The organism is Kitasatospora sp. Xyl93, from assembly GCF_055383135.1.
The window spans coordinates 2112173-2128755 of the sequence record NZ_AP029185.1 but is presented as its reverse complement, the minus strand read 5'-3'; the positions used below and the strand labels follow the sequence as shown (position 1 = coordinate 2128755).

Below are 16583 nucleotides of genomic sequence, written 5' to 3'. Positions count from 1 at the left end.
ACTGGACCTGGGCGATCAGTGCGCCGCAGGATCGTGGGCATGGAACTCAAGGGCATCTACGTCCCCCTGATCACCCCCTTCGCCGCCGACGGCTCGGTCGCGCTGGACGCGCTGGAGAAGCTCGCGCACGAGGTGCTGGACGCCGGGGCGGCCGGGCTGTGCGCGCTCGGCACCACCGGCGAGCCCGCCGCGCTGAGCGCCGAGGAGAAGGACGCGGTGGTGGACGTCGCCGCGGCCGCCTGCGCCGCGCGCGGGGCGCAGCTGCTCGTCGGCGCCTCCGGCGGCGACACCCGGGCCGTCGGCGAGGCGCTGGCCGTGCTCGGCGCGCGGGTGCCGGGGGCGGCGGCGCTGGTCACCACGCCGTCCTTCGTCCGGGCCGGCGAGGCCGGGACGGTCGCGCACTTCCGGGCGCTGGCCGCGGGCAGCCCGCTGCCGCTGGTCGTCTACCACATCCCGTACCGCACCGGGCAGCAGCTCTCCACCGCCGCGCTGCGCGAACTCGCCGCGATCGAGGGCGTGGTGGGCGTCAAGTACGCGACCGGCGGGCTGGACCAGACGGCCGCCGAACTGCTCGCCGACACCCCCGAGGGGTTCGCCTTCCTCACCGGCGAGGACGCCTACCTGCCGCCGATGCTGGCGCTCGGCGCGGCCGGCGGCATCCTCGCCTCCGCCCACCTGTCGACCGCCCGGTTCGTCGAGCTGGCCGAGGCCTGGCAGGCCGGGGACGTGGCCCGGGCACGGGCGCTCGGGCACCGGCTGACCGGGCTGGCGCTGTCCGCCTTCACGGCGCCGAACCCGTCGGTCACCAAGGGCGTGCTGCACGCCCAGGGCCGCATCCCGACCCCGGACGTGCGGCTGCCGCTGCTGCCGGCCGGGGAGGCGGAGGTCGGCGCCGCGCTGGCCCTCGCCAGTGGTCTGGACCGGTAGGGGCCGTCCGGGCGGCCTCTCACACCGTGGAACACCAGGCCGCCCCACCCGCGTGACAAGGCATGATGGGCGGAGTGCGGCTGTGAACAGCACCATTCAGAGGAGTAGTCGGAGATGAAGATCGGCATTGTCGGTGCCACCGGCCAGGTCGGCGGCGTGGTCCGCGAGATCCTGGCGGAGCGGAACTTCCCGGTGGAGCGGCTGCGGCTGTTCGCCTCGGCCCGTTCGGCCGGGCGCACGCTGCCCTGGCAGGGCACCGAGGTCACCGTCGAGGACGCGGCCACGGCCGACTACACCGGCCTGGACATCGTGATCTTCTCGGCCGGCGGCTCGACCTCCAAGGCCCTGGCCCCCAAGGTCGCCGCGGCCGGTGCCGTCGTGATCGACAACTCCTCCGCCTGGCGCCGCGACCCCGAGGTCCCGCTGGTCGTCTCCGAGGTCAACCCGGAGGCCGTCGCGGACCGCCCCAAGGGCATCATCGCCAACCCGAACTGCACCACCATGGCCGCCATGCCCGTGCTGCGCCCGCTGCACGAGGAGGCCGGCCTGGCCGCGCTCGTCGTCTCCACCTACCAGGCCGTCTCCGGCAGCGGTGTGGCCGGCGTCGCCGAGCTCCAGGACCAGGCCGCCAAGGTCGTGGACGGCGCCGCCGCGCTCGCCCACGACGGCGGCGCCGTCGAGTTCCCGGAGCCCAAGGTCTACCAGCGGCCGATCGCCTTCAACGTGGTGCCGCTGGCCGGCTCCATCGTGGACGACGGCTCCAACGAGACCGACGAGGAGCAGAAGCTCCGCCACGAGAGCCGCAAGATCCTCGGCATCCCCGGGCTGAAGGTCTCCGGCACCTGCGTGCGCGTGCCGGTCTTCTCCGGCCACTCGCTGCAGATCAACGCCCGCTTCGAGCGCCCGATCAGCCCCGAGCGCGCCGTCGAGCTGCTCAGCGGCGCCCCCGGCGTCGAGCTGTCCGACATCCCCACCCCGCTCCAGGCCGCCGGCCGCGACCCGAGCTACGTCGGCCGCGTCCGGGCGGACGAGACGGTGGACAACGGCCTGTCGCTGTTCGTCTCGAACGACAACCTGCGCAAGGGCGCCGCGCTGAACGCCGTCCAGCTGGCCGAGCTGGTTGCCGCCGAGCTCAGGGGCTGAGCCCGGGGGCCGAGCGTCCACCTCCCGTCGCCGTGGCCGGCGGCCACCGGTCCGGCACCGGTGTCCGCCGGTCGGAACACCGCCGCGTGACCTCGGGCGGGCCCCGTCGTTGTACGGGGCCCGCCCTCGCTTTCGTCCGCTCCGCGCCCGCGCCGCTGTTGCGGGACCGGGACAACCGGCGAGGTTCGGCAGGCGAACCGCGGGTAAAAGGTGACCCAACGATCGGGCGACGACGGGGGCCCCTCACCTCGGCACGCCCGGACGACGGGCCGAGCGCCCGTGCCCGAATGGACCCACCCGACTGAATCCGAGGGCGAGCGAAAAGAGGTGCGCGATGGACCGCTGTGTCGTCCTGGTGGACGCCGGATACCTGCTGGGCGCCGCCGCCAGCCTGCTCGCGGGGGATCCGTCCCGGTCCAGAGTCACCGTGAACCACACGGCCCTGATCACCGCCCTGCGCGAGCGCGCCGAGGCCGAGACCGGGCTGCCGCTGCTGCGGATCTACTGGTTCGACGCCGCGCCCGACCGGCGCCCGATGCCCGAGCACCGGCGGCTGCGGGTGCTGCCCCGGGTCACCGTACGGCTCGGCGCGCTCACCCGGGCCGAGGGGCGCTGGGTGCAGAAGGGCGTGGACGCCGCCATGCACGCCGAACTCTCCGAACTCGCCCGCAACCGGGCCTGCGCCGACGTCGTGCTGATCACCGGCGACGGGGACCTGCTGCCCGGCATGATGACCGCCAAGGAACACGGGGTGGCCGTCCACCTGTGGGCCCTGCAGGCCGCCGACGGCGACTTCAACCAGTCCGAGGACCTGGTCGGCGAGGCGGACGAGCGGCGGGTGCTGGACCGGGAGTGGATCGAGGGGTCCTTCTCGCTGCGGGACCACTCCAGCGTCTTCCCGGCCCCGGGGGCCCGGCAGGAGATCGCCAAGATCCTCGCCGCCCCGCCGGCCGCACCGCCCACCGGGCTGCCCGACGTGGTGCCGCCGGAGGTCCGTCCGGCGGCCACCGCGGCCGCCGCGGCCACGGCTCCGGCGGGCGCCGCCCCCGCCGTCAACGGACGGCCGCAGCCGGCCGCGGCCGCGCTCAAGGTCGTACCGACGCCCAAGGACCTCGCCGGGCGGGCCTCCTCCGTCACCCCGATCACCCCGGTGGTGAACGGCGCCAACGGCCACGGCACGAACGGGCACGGGGTCAACGGGCACGGGGCCGTCGCGCAGGCCGGGCCGGTGCTGCGCTGGTCCTCCGACCGCGGCTGGGTGGACCGGCCCGCCCCCGAGCCCGCCGTCACCGCCGGCGACAGCCTGCCCACGCTCGCCCAGCTCACCACCGCCGAGCAGCGCTGGGCCGACCGCGAGGAGGACATCACCTCCATCGGCGGCGACGCCCACGAGGTCGGGCAGGTCTTCGCCCGCCGCTGGAGCGATCGCGTCGGCGACGCCGAGAAGCTCACCATGCTCTGGCCCGACTACCCGCGCATCCCGCACCGGGTGGACGGCGAACTGCTGCGCTACGCCGCCCGCTTCGGGCTGCTCGCGCACAAGGACGACCAGATCGACGAGCACGACCGCTACGCCATCCGGGCCGGGTTCTGGAAGGAGCTGGCCGCGCGGGTCCCGGGCGGGTCGATGGTCGTCGACGACTGAGCCGACCGGGCGACCGGCCCGGCCCCGCCGTCGGGCAGGCTCCGCCGTGGGGCAGGCCGTGCCACCGGCCCGGTCCGACGGCTGGGCCGACCGGTCGGCGGCCCCGGCGCGGACAGGCCCCCGTTGTCCGGTTCGCCCGTATGAACGCGTAGAGTCTTCGGTCGTGAACGAGACGGCCGGGCGAGCACCCGAGGAACCCCTGCCGTGCGTTGCCGTGCGCGACCTGGTCAGGACCTACCGAAGCGGGCGCGGCGCCGCCGCCACCGAGATCCGGGCCAACGACGGGATCAGCCTCACCGTCCGCCAGGGCGAGGTCTTCGGGCTGCTCGGGCCCAACGGAGCCGGGAAGTCGACGCTGGTGCGCCAGCTCACCGGCCTGCTGCGCCCCGACTCGGGATCCGTCGAACTCCTCGGCCACGACATCGTCCGCCACCCCGAGCGGGCCGCCCGGCTGCTCGGCTACCTCGGACAGGAGTCCACCGCGCTGGACGAGCTGACCGTGGCGCTCGCCGCCGAGACCACCGGACGGCTGCGCGGACTCACCCGGGCGCAGGCCCGCGGCGCGGCCGGGGACGTGCTCGCCGAGCTCGGGCTGGAGCCGATCGCCACCCGGCCGCTCGCCAAGCTGTCCGGCGGGCAGCGGCGGCTCGCCTGCTTCGCGGCCGCCCTGGTGGGGGAGCGGCCGCTGCTCGTCCTGGACGAGCCCACCACCGGCATGGACCCGGTCGCCCGGCGGGCCGTGTGGAGCGCCGTGGACCGCCGGCGCGCCGAGCACGGGACGACGGTGCTGCTGGTCACCCACAACGTCATCGAGGCGGAGACGGTGCTCGACCGGGTCGCCGTGGTCGACGACGGCCGGGTGATCGCCTGCGACACGCCCGGCGGGCTCAAGGCGCTGGTGGACGGCGACGTCCGGCTCGACCTGGTCTGGCGGGACGAGGCGCCGCTCGGCGTGCCCGCCGTCGCCGCGCTGCGCGAGCGGGCCGAGTGCACCGGCCGCCGCTGGACCGTCCGCACCACCCCCGAGCAGGCCCGCGAACTGGTCGCCGCCGTGACCACCGGCCCGGCCTTCGCCGCACTCGACGACTTCACCCTCGCCACCCCGAGCCTTGAGGACGCGTACCTCAAGCTGGGCGGCCGCCACGGAGGACTGGCCAAGTGACGCTGCTCTCGGTGCCCCCGCGGACCGACCGGTCCACGGCCGCCCCCGCCCCGCTCGCCCCCGCGGCCCGGCTGCTGCCGGCGCTTGCGGCCGTCTACCGGGCGCAGCTCGCCCGGGCGCGGGTGGCGCGCATCCCGCTGCTGTTCGTGGCCACCTTCCAGTCCGTGGGCATCCTGGTGATGATGCGGGGCGTGGTGGACGCCGGGCAGTCCTCGGCGGCGCGGTCGGTGGTCGCCGGGTCGAGCGTGCTGGTGGTGGCGTTCGTCGCGCTGAACCTGCTCGCCCAGTACTTCGGGAAACTGCGGGCCACCGGCGGGCTCGACCACTACGCGACGCTGCCGGTGCCGGCCGCCTCGGTGGTGCTGGGGGCGGCCGCCGCGTACGCCTCCTTCACCCTGCCCGGGACGCTCGCCACGGCGGCGTTCGGGGCGGTGATGTTCGGGCTGCCGCTCGGCCAGCTGTGGGTGCTGCTGGCGGTCGTGCCGCTGGCCGGGGCCGCGCTGGCGGGGCTGGGGGCGGCCTGCGGGCTCCTCGCGCCGCGCCAGGAGATCGCGACGATGCTCGGGCAGCTCGGGATGTCGGCCGCCCTGCTGCTGGGCGTGCTGCCGGTGGACCACCTGCCGCAGGCGGTGCGGTGGCTGCGGGACCTGCTGCCGTCCACGTACGGGGTGGACGCCTTCGCCCGGACGTTCACGCCGGACCCGGACTGGGCGATGGTGCTCGGGGACCTGGCGGTCTGCGCGGGGGTGGGCGTGGCGTCGCTGGCCCTCGCCACGTGGGCGTACCGGCGGGCGGTCTCGCGGTAGTACCGCTACGCCACGGTCGGGCCCCGGCCCGGTGGGTACGGTGGTGGGTCGTTCGAGTGGCCGTCGTGAAACGATGGGGCCTGTGACCGTACCGAACACACCTCCGGATCCCGCCGCCGCCGATGTGCGGGCGGTTCCGGACGCAGCGTCCGACCCGTTCGCGCCGCCGCCGCACGGGGCCACCGCCCTCGGGCACGGGACGACCACCCCGCTGGGGCAGCGGTTGCTGCCGGAGGTGCGGGTCGGGGCCGGGGTCGTGGTCGCCTGTCTGGTGGCCGGGCTGATGGCGGCCGGGCTGTGGGCCTGGCTGGCGCCCAAGGTGCCGCTGGTGGTGGACGGGGACCGCATCCTCTACGCCGACCCCGAGGGGGAGCAGCGGGCCGGGGCCGACGCGGTGTTCGTGCTGATCTGCCTCGGCGCCGGGCTGGTGACCGCGCTCGGGGCCTTCCTGGTGACCCGGCGGCGCGGCGGCGGCATCGCGGTCGCGCTGGGCCTGGCCGTCGGCGGGCTGCTCGGCTCGATCGGGGCCTGGCGGATCGGGCGGTGGCTCGGGCCGAGCGGAGACCTGATCGGCGAGGCCCGGCGGGTCGGCGACGGCGGGCACTTCGACGCGGGCATCGACCTGGGGGCGCTGGGGGCGCTGCTGGTCTGGCCGATGACGGCGATGGTGGTGCTGCTCCTGCTCTCGGCCGCGTTCGGGAAGCGGGAGGAGGACCCGCCGCCGTACTGGGGGGCTCCGATGGGGGTGCCGCCGGCGGAGGCCCCGGTGGGGCCGTGGGCCGGGCCGGCGGGCGATCCGGCGAGCGGGCCGATGAGCGGGCCGGCGAGCGGAACGGGGAGCGGCGCCGGGCACTGACCGCGGTGGGCGGTTCCGCCCGCGCGGTTCCCCGCGCCCGGTGGTGAGCGGGCGCGGGGCGGGGCTCAGCGGGCGATGGCGGCGGTGCGGGCCCCGGTGAGGGCGACGAGGTCGGCGGGGGCGAGTTCGACCTCCAGGCCGCGGCGGCCCGCCGAGACGTAGACGGTGGGGTGGCCGAGCGCGCTGGCGTCGACGACGGTGCGCAGCGGGCGGCGCTGGCCCAGCGGCGAGATGCCGCCGCGGACGTAGCCGCTGCTGCGCTCGGCGGCGGCCGGGTCGGCCATGGCGGCGCGCTTGCCGCCGACGGCGGCGGCCAGGGCCTTGAGGTCGAGCTGGCCGGCGACCGGGACCACGCCGACGGTGAGGGTGCCGTCCACGTCGGCGACGAGGGTCTTGAAGACCCGGTCGGGGGTGATGCCGAGGGCCTCGGCGGCCTCGCCGCCGTAGGAGGCGGCGGCCGGGTCGTGGTCGTAGGCGTGCACGGTGAACGGGACGGCGGCGGCTTCCAGGGCGACGGTGGCGGGGGTGCCCTGGCCGCCCTTCTTCGTCTTCTTGGCCATGCGGGGTCCTCGGGGTCGTCGGGTCGTCAGGGCCCTCTGTCAGTCGTGGTCGTCGGGCCTCGGTCAGCCGGGGGCCCGGGTCGGTCGGGCCGTCGGCCAGCCGGGGGCCCGGGCCCGTCGGGTGCCCCGGTCAGTTGGGGCTGAAGGTCTGGCGGGTGAGGTCGACGGCGGGCAGCGAGGGCAGCCAGCTGAGGACGGCGGTCTCGCGGCGCAGCAGGTCGAGTTCGGCGCGCAGCCGCTCGGCGTTGTCCGGGCAGGCGAGCAGCCGCTGCTTGACCGGTGTCTCGAACACCGAGGCGGCGGCGACCAGGTAGGAGAGCACCTGGGGGTCGTCCGGGAGGTCCTGGTGGCCGACGGTGCTGGCCTCGCGGGCGCCGGCCAGGCGCTTCTGGTAGACCCGGAACGCCCGCTCGACCTCGGAGGCCAGCGCGCCCGAGCCCTCGCCGGGGCGCTCGTCGATCGTCTCGGTCTCGCCGGTCAGGTACGGGCCGGAGGCGTCCACCGAGCGCAGCCGGAACCGGGTGGTGCCGGTGACCAGCAGCTCGTAGCGGCCGTCCGGCTGGTGCTGGACGGACGCGACGTCGGCGACGCAGCCGACCGGGAAGAGCGCCTCCAGCGGGTCCCCGGTGACGGTGCCGAGGCCGTCCAGCGGACCGGCCGGGCCCTCCTCGGGCCGGACCGGCGCGACCTCCCGGCCGTCCTTGATCGCGAGCACGCCGAACCGCCGGGGGGTGTCCTCGGGCTGTTCGAGCAGATCGGCGACGAGACGGCGGTAGCGCTCCTCGAAGACGTTCAGGGGCAGCACCAGGCCCGGGTAGAGCACGGTGTTCAGCGGGAAGAGCGGCAGCCGTTCTGTCACGGCGGACAGCGTAGTTCCCCGGGCCCGGCGGTTGTCGCCCGCCCGCGACGATCGACGCTATCCGCGCTGCAGCATCCGCGTGGCGCCGGCGACGACCGTGGAGGCGAGCAGCCAGCCGATCACGACCAGCCCGGCGGAGATCCACTGGGTGAGGCCGCCGGGGTTCCAGCCGCCCTGGTTCAGGTCCACGATCGGCAGCAGCTGGTTGAGGGTGTACAGCACCGGGTTCCAGTGCGGGCGCTCGTCGGCCTTGAGCGGCTGCAGCGGGTGGGTGGCGAACCAGAGGCTGCCGAGGATCCAGGCGAGCAGCAGCCACAGGCCCGCCCGGCCGGGCCGGTAGCCGTAGCCCACGGTGGCGTCCTGGACCGCGCCCCAGACCCGGGCCGGCAGCGGCAGGGTTCGCCGGCGCCGGCGCTGCTTGGCGTAGAGCACCTCGCGGGCGTCGTCGTCGGCGCCGTCGCGGCGCAGGGCGGCGGCGAGCTGCTCGTAGGACTCCGGCTGGAAGTCCACCGAGGAGCCCTCCAGCCAGGCGATCCGCTGCTGGACGGTGAAGGGCCTGAACGGGCGCAGGTTCTCGTAGACGAAGCCGGTGAGCCGCAGGTGCCCGCCGAGCGGCCAGGCGTCCGGGTCGTCGACCAGGTTGCCGACCCGGGCGCGGGAGAGCGAGACCGTGCCGGTGGGGCGGAACTTGCAGGAGAAGCGCAGCTCGGGGGTCTGGATGCGGCTCAGCGCGAGCTCGTCGTCACCCTCCAGGTGGAATTCGCCGGAGATCAGGCAGGCGGCCTCGAAACGGGAGTCGGACAGCCGGACCCGGCCGAAGGCCCGGAACGGGGTGACGGGGCCGTCGGGCGGCGGGAGCTGGCCGTAGCCGGAGCCGTAGTAGCCGCGGGAGCCGGTCCAGCCGATGTCGGCGGAGCCGGTCAGGTAGAGGGTGTGGCCGACGATGACACGGACGGCGTTGAAGCAGACGCGGTTCTTCTCCGGGACGGCGCGCAGCTGGGCGCCGCGCAGCGAGAGCCGGCCGCCTATCCGGGCCGTGCGGATGCTCAACTCGCCTTCCGTCTCCAGGCGTTCGGCCTCGAAGTCCTGGTTGACGGTGATCCCGTCGGCGGACACGGCGCGGGCGTAGCGGTCGCCGCCGACCACCGTCTGGTTGAGCAGCAGGTCGGTGCCGATCTTGGCGTCGGTGAGCCGGATGCCGTCGGGGACGCGGCAGCGGGCCAGGTGGAGGTCGCCGGTGGTGGAGAGCCGGGAGGCCTCCAGCCGGGGGATCAGGCAGCCCACGAAGCGCAGCGTCGAGGCCGCGGCCTCGGAGACCAGGACCTTCTGGTCGAAGCGGCAGTCGTGGACCTCGACGTAGCGGTCGATGGTGGCGCCGGCCAGCTTGAGCGCGCCGGTCACCCGCACGCCGCTGAGCCGCAGCGAGGCGACCTTGCCGGGCGCGGGCTCGGGGCCGGCCAGCAGCAGGTGGGCGAGCACCTCGGCGCGGACGGTCCGCTCGGGGCCCCAGACGGCGTCGCCGAAGGCGTCGTCGTCCTCCGGCCGGCCCGTCCGCAGATCCAGGACGTCACCCTGGCGGTAGGCCTCCCAGAGCCTCTGCTCGACCCCGTTCCAGCCCTCCGGAGCACGCTCCGCCATGGTTTCCCCCGCCCCCCGGTCGTCTCGCCTTTCGTATCACGGACTGAAATGCGGGGCCAGCGGTTCCGGCCACTCCTTACACTGGGTGGCGTGATCTCTCGAATCGACCTCCGCGGCTCGCTGGACGACCCGCGTGACCTGCTGCCCCGTGCCGAGTTCGACGTGGCGGCCGCCCTGGAGAAGGTGCGGCCGATCGCCGAGGACGTACGCCATCGCGGGGTCGCGGCGCTGATCGAGATCACCGAGCGCTTCGACGGCGTCCGGCTGGAGTCGACCCGGGTCCCGGCCGAGCAGCTGACCGCGGCGTTGGAGACGCTGGACCCGAAGGTCCGCGCCGCCCTGGAGGAGTCGATCCGCCGGGCCCGCGCCGTCCACGCGGACCAGCGCCGAACCGGGCACACCACCCAGGTGGTGCCGGGCGGCACGGTCACCCAGCGCTGGGTGCCGGTCGAGCGGGTCGGCCTGTACGTGCCGGGCGGGCTGGCGGTCTACCCCTCCTCCGTGGTGATGAACGTGGTGCCGGCCCAGGAGGCGGGCGTCCGGGGCATCGCGGTCTCCTCGCCGCCGCAGAAGGAGTTCGGGGGCCGGGTCCACCCGACCATCCTGGCGGCCTGCGCGCTGCTCGGCGTGGACGAGGTCTACTCCGTCGGCGGCGCCCAGGCGGTCGCGATGTTCGCCCTCGGTACCGAGGAGTGCGAGCCGGTCGACATGGTGACCGGCCCCGGCAACATCTACGTGGCCGCCGCCAAGCGCTACTTCGCCGGCCGGATCGGCATCGACTCCGAGGCCGGTCCGACCGAGATCGCCGTCCTCGCCGACGACAGCGCCCTGCCGTCCGACGTCGCCGCCGACCTGATCAGCCAGGCCGAGCACGGCCCGACCTCCGGCTCCGTGCTGGTCACCGACTCCCCGGCGCTGGCCGACGCGGTCGAGGCCGAGCTGGCCGCGCAGGTCGCCAGGACCAAGCACGGCGAGCGGGTGGCCGAGGCGCTGGGCGGCCGGCAGTCCGGCATCATCCTGGTCGACGACCTGGAGCAGGGCCTCGCCGTGGTCAACGCCTACGCGGCCGAGCACCTGGAGATCCAGACCCGCGACCCGCACGCGGTGGCGGCGAAGGTCGTCAACGCCGGCGCGGTCTTCATCGGCCGCTGGACCCCGGTCTCGCTGGGCGACTACGCGGCCGGCTCCAACCACGTGCTGCCGACCGGCGGCTGCGCCTGCCACTCCTCCGGGCTGTCGGTGCAGACCTTCCTGCGCGGCGTCCAGGTCGTCGAGTACGACCGGGACGCGCTGGCGGGCGTCGCCGCGCACGTCGTCACCCTGGCGAACGCGGAGGACCTGCCGGGGCACGGGGACGCGATCAAGGCCCGCTTCGACTGGACGGTGCCGGGCTCGTGACTCCTGAGACCTCCGGGGCTCCTGTGACCCCTCCGACGCCGGCGACCCCGGCGGGTGCCGCTCCGGGGACCCGGATCGACGACCTCCCCGTCCGCGACGAGCTGCGCGGCCAGTCCCCGTACGGCGCGCCGCAGCTGGACGTGCCCGTCCAGCTGAACACCAACGAGAACCCGTACCCGCTGCCCGAGGAGCTGGTGGCCCGGATCGCCGAGCGCGTCGCCGAGGCCGCCCGCGGGCTGAACCGCTACCCCGACCGGGACGCGGTCGAGCTGCGCGAGGGCCTCGCCGCGTACCTCGGCAGGACCACCGGCTTCCCGGTCCGGCGCGCGCAGGTGTGGGCGGCCAACGGCTCCAACGAGGTGCTCCAGCAGCTGCTGCAGACCTTCGGCGGCCCCGGCCGCAGCGCGCTCGGCTTCGAGCCCTCGTACTCGATGCACGCGCTGATCTCCCGGGGCACCGGCACCGCCTGGATCTCCGGCCCGCGCAACGACGACTTCACCATCGACGTGGACGCCGCCGTCGCCGCCATCGCGCGGCACCGGCCGAACGTGGTCTTCGTCTGCTCGCCCAACAACCCGACCGGCACCGCCGTGGACGCCGACACCGTGCTGCGGCTGTACGAGGCCGCGCAGGCCGCCCGGCCCAGCCTGGTGGTGGTGGACGAGGCGTACGTCGAGTTCTCGCACCGCGCCTCGCTGCTGCCGCTGATCGAGGGCCGGCCCAACCTGGTGGTCAGCCGGACCATGTCCAAGGCCTTCGGCGCGGCCGGGCTGCGCCTGGGCTACCTCGCCGCCGACCCGGCCGTGGTGGACGCGGTGCAGCTGGTGCGCCTGCCGTACCACCTGTCGGCCGTCACCCAGGCCACCGCGCTGGCCTGCCTGGAGCACACCGACACCCTGCTCGGGTACGTCGGGCGGCTCAAGGAGGAGCGCGACCGGCTGGTCGACGCGCTGCGGGGGATGGGCCTGGAGGTCACCGACTCGGACGCCAACTTCGTCCAGTTCGGCCGCTTCGCCGACACCCACGCGGTGTGGCGGGCCATCCTCGACCAGGGCGTCCTGGTCCGCGACAACGGCGTCCCCGGGTGGCTGCGCGTCACCGCCGGCACGCCCGCCGAGAACGACGCCTTCCTGGACGCCGTCCGCAGAGTCAGCAAGGAGCTGTGACCCCCATGTCCCGCATCGGACGCGTCGAGCGCACCACCAAGGAGACCTCGGTCCTGGTCGAGATAGACCTCGACGGCACCGGGCGGACCGACATCTCCACGGGCGTCGGCTTCTACGACCACATGCTCGACCAGCTCGGCCGGCACGGCCTGTTCGACCTCACCGTCAAGACCGACGGCGACCTGCACATCGACACCCACCACACCATCGAGGACACCGCCCTCGCGCTCGGCGCCGCGTTCAAGCAGGCCCTCGGCGACAAGGTGGGCATCTACCGCTTCGGCAACTGCACGGTGCCGCTGGACGAGTCGCTCGCCCAGGTCACCGTGGACCTCTCCGGCCGGCCGTACCTGGTGCACACCGAGCCCGAGGGCATCGCGCCGATGATCGGCTCGTACGACACCACGATGACCCGGCACATCCTGGAGTCCTTCGTGGCCCAGGCGCAGATCGCGCTGCACGTCCACGTGCCGTACGGGCGCAACGCCCACCACATCGTGGAGTGCCAGTTCAAGGCGCTGGCCCGGGCGCTGCGCTACGCCGCCGAGCGCGACCCGCGCGCGGCCGGAATCCTCCCGTCGACCAAGGGTGCGCTGTGAGCAACACCGCGATGATCCTCATCTTCGTCGGCCTCTTCCTGGCCGGCGGAGTCATCTCCTTCTGGAAGCAGAAGCACTCGAAGAGCGTCATCCTGGTGCTCGCCTTCGGCTCCGTGATGTGCCTGGCCTCCGGCCTCATGCGCCTGTAGACCCGCCGCCCGCCGCATAGAGACTGGACACCTGAACATGGGCAAGAACGTCGTCGTCCTCGACTACGGCTCCGGCAACCTCCGCTCGGCGCAGCGCGCCCTGGAGCGGACCGGAGCGGACGTCACGGTCAGCTCCGACTACGACACCGCGATGGCCGCGGACGGCCTGCTCGTCCCCGGCGTGGGCGCCTTCGAGGCCTGCATGCGCGGGCTCAAGTCCGTCCGGGGCGACTGGATCATCGGCCGCCGGCTGGCCGGGGGCCGACCGGTCATGGGCATCTGCGTCGGCATGCAGATCCTCTTCGAGAAGGGGGTCGAGCACGGCGTCGAGACGGCCGGCTGCGACGAGTGGCCGGGCACCGTGGAGCCGCTGGACGCCCCCGTCGTCCCGCACATGGGCTGGAACACCGTGGACGCGCCCGAGGGCAGCCGGATGTTCGCCGGCCTCGACCCGGAGACCCGCTTCTACTTCGTGCACTCCTACGGGGTGCGGCACTGGGAGCTGGAGACCCACAGCGCGCGGATCAACCCGCCGCTGGTCACCTGGGCCACCCACGGGCAGCCGTTCGTCGCGGCCGTCGAGAACGGCCCGCTGTGGGCCACCCAGTTCCACCCCGAGAAGTCCGGCGACGCCGGCGCCGCCCTGTTGACCAACTGGGTCGACACCCTCTGACCGTCTGAGAGTTGATCTGATGAGCCTCGAACTGCTGCCCGCCGTCGACGTCCGGGACGGTCAGGCCGTCCGCCTGGTCAAGGGCGCCTCCGGCACCGAGACCTCCTTCGGCGAGCCGCTGGCCGCCGCCCTCGCCTGGCAGAACGCCGGCGCCGAGTGGCTGCACCTGGTCGACCTGGACGCCGCCTTCGGCACCGGCTCCAACTACGAGCTGCTGCGCGAGGTCACCGGACAGCTGGACGTCAAGGTCGAGCTGTCCGGCGGCATCCGCGACGACGAGTCGCTCGCCCGGGCGCTCGCCACCGGCTGCACCCGGGTCAACCTCGGCACCGCCGCCCTGGAGGCCCCCGAGTGGGTCGCCAAGGCCATCGCCGAGCACGGCGACCGGATCGCCGTCGGCCTCGACGTCGTCGGCACCACCCTGCGCGGCCGCGGCTGGACCCGCGACGGCGGCCAGCTCTTCGACGTGCTGGAGCGCCTCAACCGGGAGGGCTGCGCCCGCTACGTCGTCACCGACGTCAACCGGGACGGCACCCTGACCGGCCCCAACCTCCAGCTGCTGCGCGACGTCTGCGCCGCGACGGACCGGCCCGTGGTCGCCTCCGGCGGCGTCTCCTCGCTCGACGACCTGCGCGCCATCGCCACGCTGGTCGGCGAGGGTGTCGAGGGCGCCATCGTGGGCAAGGCACTCTACGAGCAGAAGTTCACCCTCGAAGAGGCCCTGGAGGCGGTTTCAGGATGACGGACGGTCGGATCGTACGCGGCAGGGTCGGTGGCTTCTCCCCCTGGGAGGACGAGTTCGGCTACTCCCGGGCGGTCGCCGCGGGCGACCACGTGCACGTGGCCGGCTCCACCGCCTGGGTGGACGGCCGGATCGAGCACGAGGGCGACCCGTACCGGCAGACCCTCGCCGCGTTCGGCGTCGGGCTCAAGGCCCTGGCCGCGTACGGTCTGACCACCGACGACGTGGTCCGCACCCGGATGTACATCACCCACGTCCGCGACGCCGAGGAGGTGGGCCGCGCCCACCGCGAACTCTTCGACGCCGCACGCCCGGTGGCCACCATGGTGGTGGTCGAGGGACTGATCGACTCCCGGATGATGGTCGAGATCGAACTCGACGCGTACCGATCCGGGCTGGCAAAGACCCTGGAAGCCCAGGGACCCCTGGAAGGCGAACAGCCGTGACCCTCGCAGTACGTGTCATCCCCTGCCTCGACGTGGACGCCGGGCGGGTGGTCAAGGGCGTCAACTTCCAGAACCTGCGCGACGCCGGCGACCCGGTCGAGATGGCCAAGCTCTACGACGCCGAGGGCGCCGACGAGCTGACCTTCCTCGACATCACCGCCTCCTCCGGCGACCGGGAGACCACCTACGACGTGGTCCGCCGCACCGCCGAGCAGGTCTTCATCCCGCTGACGGTGGGCGGCGGCATCCGCGCCGTCGAGGACGTCGACAAGCTGCTGCGGGCCGGCGCCGACAAGGTCGGCGTCAACACCGCGGCGATCGCCCGGCCGGAGCTGGTCCGGGAGATCGCCGAGCGGTTCGGACGGCAGGTGCTGGTGCTGTCGGTGGACGCCCGGCGCTGCCCCGCCGGTGTCGAGACCGCGTCCGGCTTCGAGGTCACCACGCACGGCGGGCGCCGGGGCACCGGGCTCGACGCCGTCGAATGGGCGGCCCGCGCCGCCGAGTTGGGGGCGGGTGAGATCCTGCTCAACTCGATGGACGCGGACGGCACCAAGGACGGCTACGACCTGGACATGATCCGGGCCGTGCGCGAGGCCGTGTCGGTGCCGGTGATCGCCTCCGGCGGGGCGGGTAAGCTCGCGGACTTCGCGCCGGCCGTCGACGCGGGCGCGGACGCGGTGCTGGCCGCCAGCGTGTTCCACTTCGGGGACCTGCGGATCGGCGAGGTCAAGGGCGCGCTGCGGGAGGCCGGGCACCAGGTGCGGTGACCGGTCGGTAGGTCGCTTCGTGCGTCGCTTCGTGCGTGCGAGGGCCCGTCGCGCCGGTGTGCGGCGGGCCCTCGCCGCGGGCTCGGGGCTCCGGGTGCTCAGGACTCCCGGGGCTCGCCCTTGATCAGGGCGAAGGGGGCGCCGTTCGGGTCCGCCAGCCAGGCGAGGCGCCCGACGTTCTCCACGTCCGAGGCCGGCATCAGCACCGTGCCACCGGCCGCCGTCGCCTTGGAGATCACGCCGTCCACGTCCTCGGTGGCGAAGTAGGGCGTCCAGGCGGACGGCTGCTCCGGGGACATGGTCGGGGCGATGCCGCCGAAGCTGGTGGCCCGCTGGTCGCCCTCGGCGGTGGAGACCACCCGGTAGTCCATGCCCGGCGACGGCTCGAAGTTCTCCACCCGCCAGCCGAACAGCTGCCGGTAGAAGGCGAAGGCGCCCTCCTGGTCGGAGGTGTGCAGCTCGGCCCAGACCAGCGCCCCCTCGTCGGAGACGAGGTCCAGCCCCGTGGTGTTGCCGGCCTGCCAGATCGCGAACCGGGCGCCCTGCGGGTCCGAGAACTGGGCCAGCCGGCCCTCCTGCATGACGTCCATCGGCTCGACCAGGACCTTGCCGCCGGCCTTCTGGACGGCGTTGGCGGTGGCGTCCGCGTCGGCGCTGCGGAAGTACGTCGTCCAGGTGGACGGGTCCCCCTCGTTGAGCGAACCGATCGCGCCGACGGTCCTGCCGTTCAGCTGGACGAACCCGTAGCCGCCGGTCCCGGGGACCTCCTGGAAGGTCCAGCCGAACACCTGGTGGTAGAACGCGGCGCTGGCGGGGATGTCCGGGCTGCCCAGGTCGATCCAGCAGGGCGAGCCGATGGGGAAGTCGGTGGTGAGCATGGCGGTGTGCCCTTCGACGGAGAGTGGCCGGGACGGTTCCGTCGGGCGCGCGCACGCCCCCTCCCGGCCACCTGCGAGTCTGCACCCGGGCACTGACATCCGCAGCCGGAGCGGGGGGCCGTCCGCTCGCGGAATGGTGGCGGGCCGGTCCGGCCCCCGGCCCCGTCGT

The 16583-nt window shown here is 74.4% G+C and carries 18 protein-coding genes; 14 read left to right on the top strand and 4 right to left on the bottom strand.

The features are described from left to right. Positions 1 to 39: 39 nt before the first annotated feature. From ACZ5GH_RS09135 to ACZ5GH_RS09110, 6 genes are all read left to right on the top strand, one after another. Positions 40 to 927 carry a dihydrodipicolinate synthase family protein gene (locus ACZ5GH_RS09135; protein WP_464333892.1) on the top strand — a complete coding sequence of 296 codons (888 nt, stop codon included), beginning with the start codon at positions 40 to 42 and terminating at the stop codon, positions 925 to 927. A gap of 114 nt (positions 928 to 1041) precedes the next feature. Then, positions 1042 to 2070 (top strand): aspartate-semialdehyde dehydrogenase, encoded by a 1029-nt coding sequence (locus tag ACZ5GH_RS09130; protein WP_387749009.1) that lies wholly within the window; start codon positions 1042 to 1044, stop codon positions 2068 to 2070. Positions 2071 to 2404: 334 nt separating this feature from the next. Then, a complete protein-coding gene (locus ACZ5GH_RS09125; RefSeq protein ID WP_464333891.1) occupies positions 2405 to 3715 on the top strand; it encodes an NYN domain-containing protein in 1311 nt (436 codons plus the stop codon). 163 nt (positions 3716 to 3878) lie between these two features. Beyond that, positions 3879 to 4877, top strand: coding sequence for an ABC transporter ATP-binding protein (locus ACZ5GH_RS09120; protein ID WP_464333890.1), 999 nt, complete (start codon positions 3879 to 3881; stop codon positions 4875 to 4877). After that, the gene (locus ACZ5GH_RS09115) at positions 4874 to 5683 is read left to right on the top strand and encodes an ABC transporter permease (protein ID WP_387749017.1); all 810 of its coding nucleotides are present in this window, start codon (positions 4874 to 4876) and stop codon (positions 5681 to 5683) included. Before ACZ5GH_RS09120 ends, ACZ5GH_RS09115 begins: the two co-directional genes overlap by 4 nt. Before the next feature lie 82 nt (positions 5684 to 5765). Beyond that, positions 5766 to 6539: a hypothetical protein gene (locus ACZ5GH_RS09110; RefSeq protein WP_464333889.1), complete on the top strand. Its 774-nt coding sequence runs from the start codon at positions 5766 to 5768 to the stop codon at positions 6537 to 6539. Positions 6540 to 6604: 65 nt separating this feature from the next. Here the strand turns inward: ACZ5GH_RS09110 and ybaK are convergent, their stop codons facing one another. From ybaK to ACZ5GH_RS09095, 3 genes are all read right to left on the bottom strand, one after another. Continuing rightward, on the bottom strand, positions 6605 to 7099 hold the full coding sequence (gene ybaK, locus ACZ5GH_RS09105; RefSeq protein ID WP_387749023.1) for a Cys-tRNA(Pro) deacylase: 495 nt from the start codon (positions 7097 to 7099) through the stop codon (positions 6605 to 6607). A gap of 130 nt (positions 7100 to 7229) precedes the next feature. Next, a complete protein-coding gene (locus ACZ5GH_RS09100) occupies positions 7230 to 7958 on the bottom strand; it encodes an LON peptidase substrate-binding domain-containing protein (protein ID WP_387749026.1) in 729 nt (242 codons plus the stop codon). Positions 7959 to 8015: 57 nt separating this feature from the next. After that, a complete protein-coding gene (locus tag ACZ5GH_RS09095) occupies positions 8016 to 9596 on the bottom strand; it encodes an oxidoreductase (protein ID WP_387749029.1) in 1581 nt (526 codons plus the stop codon). A 90-nt stretch (positions 9597 to 9686) separates the two neighbouring features. Between ACZ5GH_RS09095 and hisD the strand changes: the two genes are divergently transcribed. From hisD to hisF, 8 genes are read left to right on the top strand one after another with little or no spacing between them, the layout of a single operon-like run. After that, positions 9687 to 10994, top strand: a complete 1308-nt coding sequence (hisD, locus tag ACZ5GH_RS09090; RefSeq protein WP_387749031.1) for a histidinol dehydrogenase — start codon at positions 9687 to 9689, stop codon at positions 10992 to 10994. A gap of 23 nt (positions 10995 to 11017) precedes the next feature. Then, the gene (locus ACZ5GH_RS09085) at positions 11018 to 12160 is read left to right on the top strand and encodes a histidinol-phosphate transaminase (RefSeq protein WP_387749034.1); all 1143 of its coding nucleotides are present in this window, start codon (positions 11018 to 11020) and stop codon (positions 12158 to 12160) included. 5 nt (positions 12161 to 12165) lie between these two features. Further along, positions 12166 to 12759 (top strand): imidazoleglycerol-phosphate dehydratase HisB, encoded by a 594-nt coding sequence (gene hisB / locus ACZ5GH_RS09080; RefSeq protein WP_049650368.1) that lies wholly within the window; start codon positions 12166 to 12168, stop codon positions 12757 to 12759. Beyond that, on the top strand, positions 12756 to 12908 hold the full coding sequence (locus ACZ5GH_RS09075; protein WP_359828256.1) for a hypothetical protein: 153 nt from the start codon (positions 12756 to 12758) through the stop codon (positions 12906 to 12908). The genes hisB and ACZ5GH_RS09075 overlap by 4 nt, the downstream gene beginning before the upstream one ends. A gap of 37 nt (positions 12909 to 12945) precedes the next feature. Then, positions 12946 to 13581, top strand: coding sequence for an imidazole glycerol phosphate synthase subunit HisH (hisH, locus tag ACZ5GH_RS09070; RefSeq protein ID WP_387749038.1), 636 nt, complete (start codon positions 12946 to 12948; stop codon positions 13579 to 13581). 16 nt (positions 13582 to 13597) lie between these two features. Beyond that, the gene (gene priA, locus ACZ5GH_RS09065) at positions 13598 to 14323 is read left to right on the top strand and encodes a bifunctional 1-(5-phosphoribosyl)-5-((5-phosphoribosylamino)methylideneamino)imidazole-4-carboxamide isomerase/phosphoribosylanthranilate isomerase PriA (protein WP_387749303.1); all 726 of its coding nucleotides are present in this window, start codon (positions 13598 to 13600) and stop codon (positions 14321 to 14323) included. After that, positions 14320 to 14769: a RidA family protein gene (locus ACZ5GH_RS09060; protein WP_387749040.1), complete on the top strand. Its 450-nt coding sequence runs from the start codon at positions 14320 to 14322 to the stop codon at positions 14767 to 14769. Before priA ends, ACZ5GH_RS09060 begins: the two co-directional genes overlap by 4 nt. Then, positions 14766 to 15536, top strand: a complete 771-nt coding sequence (gene hisF, locus ACZ5GH_RS09055) for an imidazole glycerol phosphate synthase subunit HisF (RefSeq protein WP_387749043.1) — start codon at positions 14766 to 14768, stop codon at positions 15534 to 15536. The genes ACZ5GH_RS09060 and hisF overlap by 4 nt, the downstream gene beginning before the upstream one ends. A 98-nt stretch (positions 15537 to 15634) precedes the next feature. On the opposite strand, the gene ACZ5GH_RS09050 is transcribed toward hisF, so the two are convergent. Continuing rightward, a complete protein-coding gene (locus ACZ5GH_RS09050; protein ID WP_387749045.1) occupies positions 15635 to 16414 on the bottom strand; it encodes a VOC family protein in 780 nt (259 codons plus the stop codon). Positions 16415 to 16583 lie beyond the last annotated feature (169 nt).

Coding starts and splice junctions, on each gene's coding strand:
- ybaK (WP_387749023.1), bottom strand. CDS start 7,099: ATGGCCAAGAAGACGAAGAAGGGCGGCCAGGGCACCCCCGCCACCGTC.
- ACZ5GH_RS09060 (WP_387749040.1), top strand. CDS start 14,320: ATGACGGACGGTCGGATCGTACGCGGCAGGGTCGGTGGCTTCTCCCCC.
- ACZ5GH_RS09095 (WP_387749029.1), bottom strand. CDS start 9,596: ATGGCGGAGCGTGCTCCGGAGGGCTGGAACGGGGTCGAGCAGAGGCTC.
- ACZ5GH_RS09130 (WP_387749009.1), top strand. CDS start 1,042: ATGAAGATCGGCATTGTCGGTGCCACCGGCCAGGTCGGCGGCGTGGTC.
- hisH (WP_387749038.1), top strand. CDS start 12,946: ATGGGCAAGAACGTCGTCGTCCTCGACTACGGCTCCGGCAACCTCCGC.
- ACZ5GH_RS09135 (WP_464333892.1), top strand. CDS start 40: ATGGAACTCAAGGGCATCTACGTCCCCCTGATCACCCCCTTCGCCGCC.
- ACZ5GH_RS09125 (WP_464333891.1), top strand. CDS start 2,405: ATGGACCGCTGTGTCGTCCTGGTGGACGCCGGATACCTGCTGGGCGCC.
- hisB (WP_049650368.1), top strand. CDS start 12,166: ATGTCCCGCATCGGACGCGTCGAGCGCACCACCAAGGAGACCTCGGTC.
- ACZ5GH_RS09050 (WP_387749045.1), bottom strand. CDS start 16,414: ATGCTCACCACCGACTTCCCCATCGGCTCGCCCTGCTGGATCGACCTG.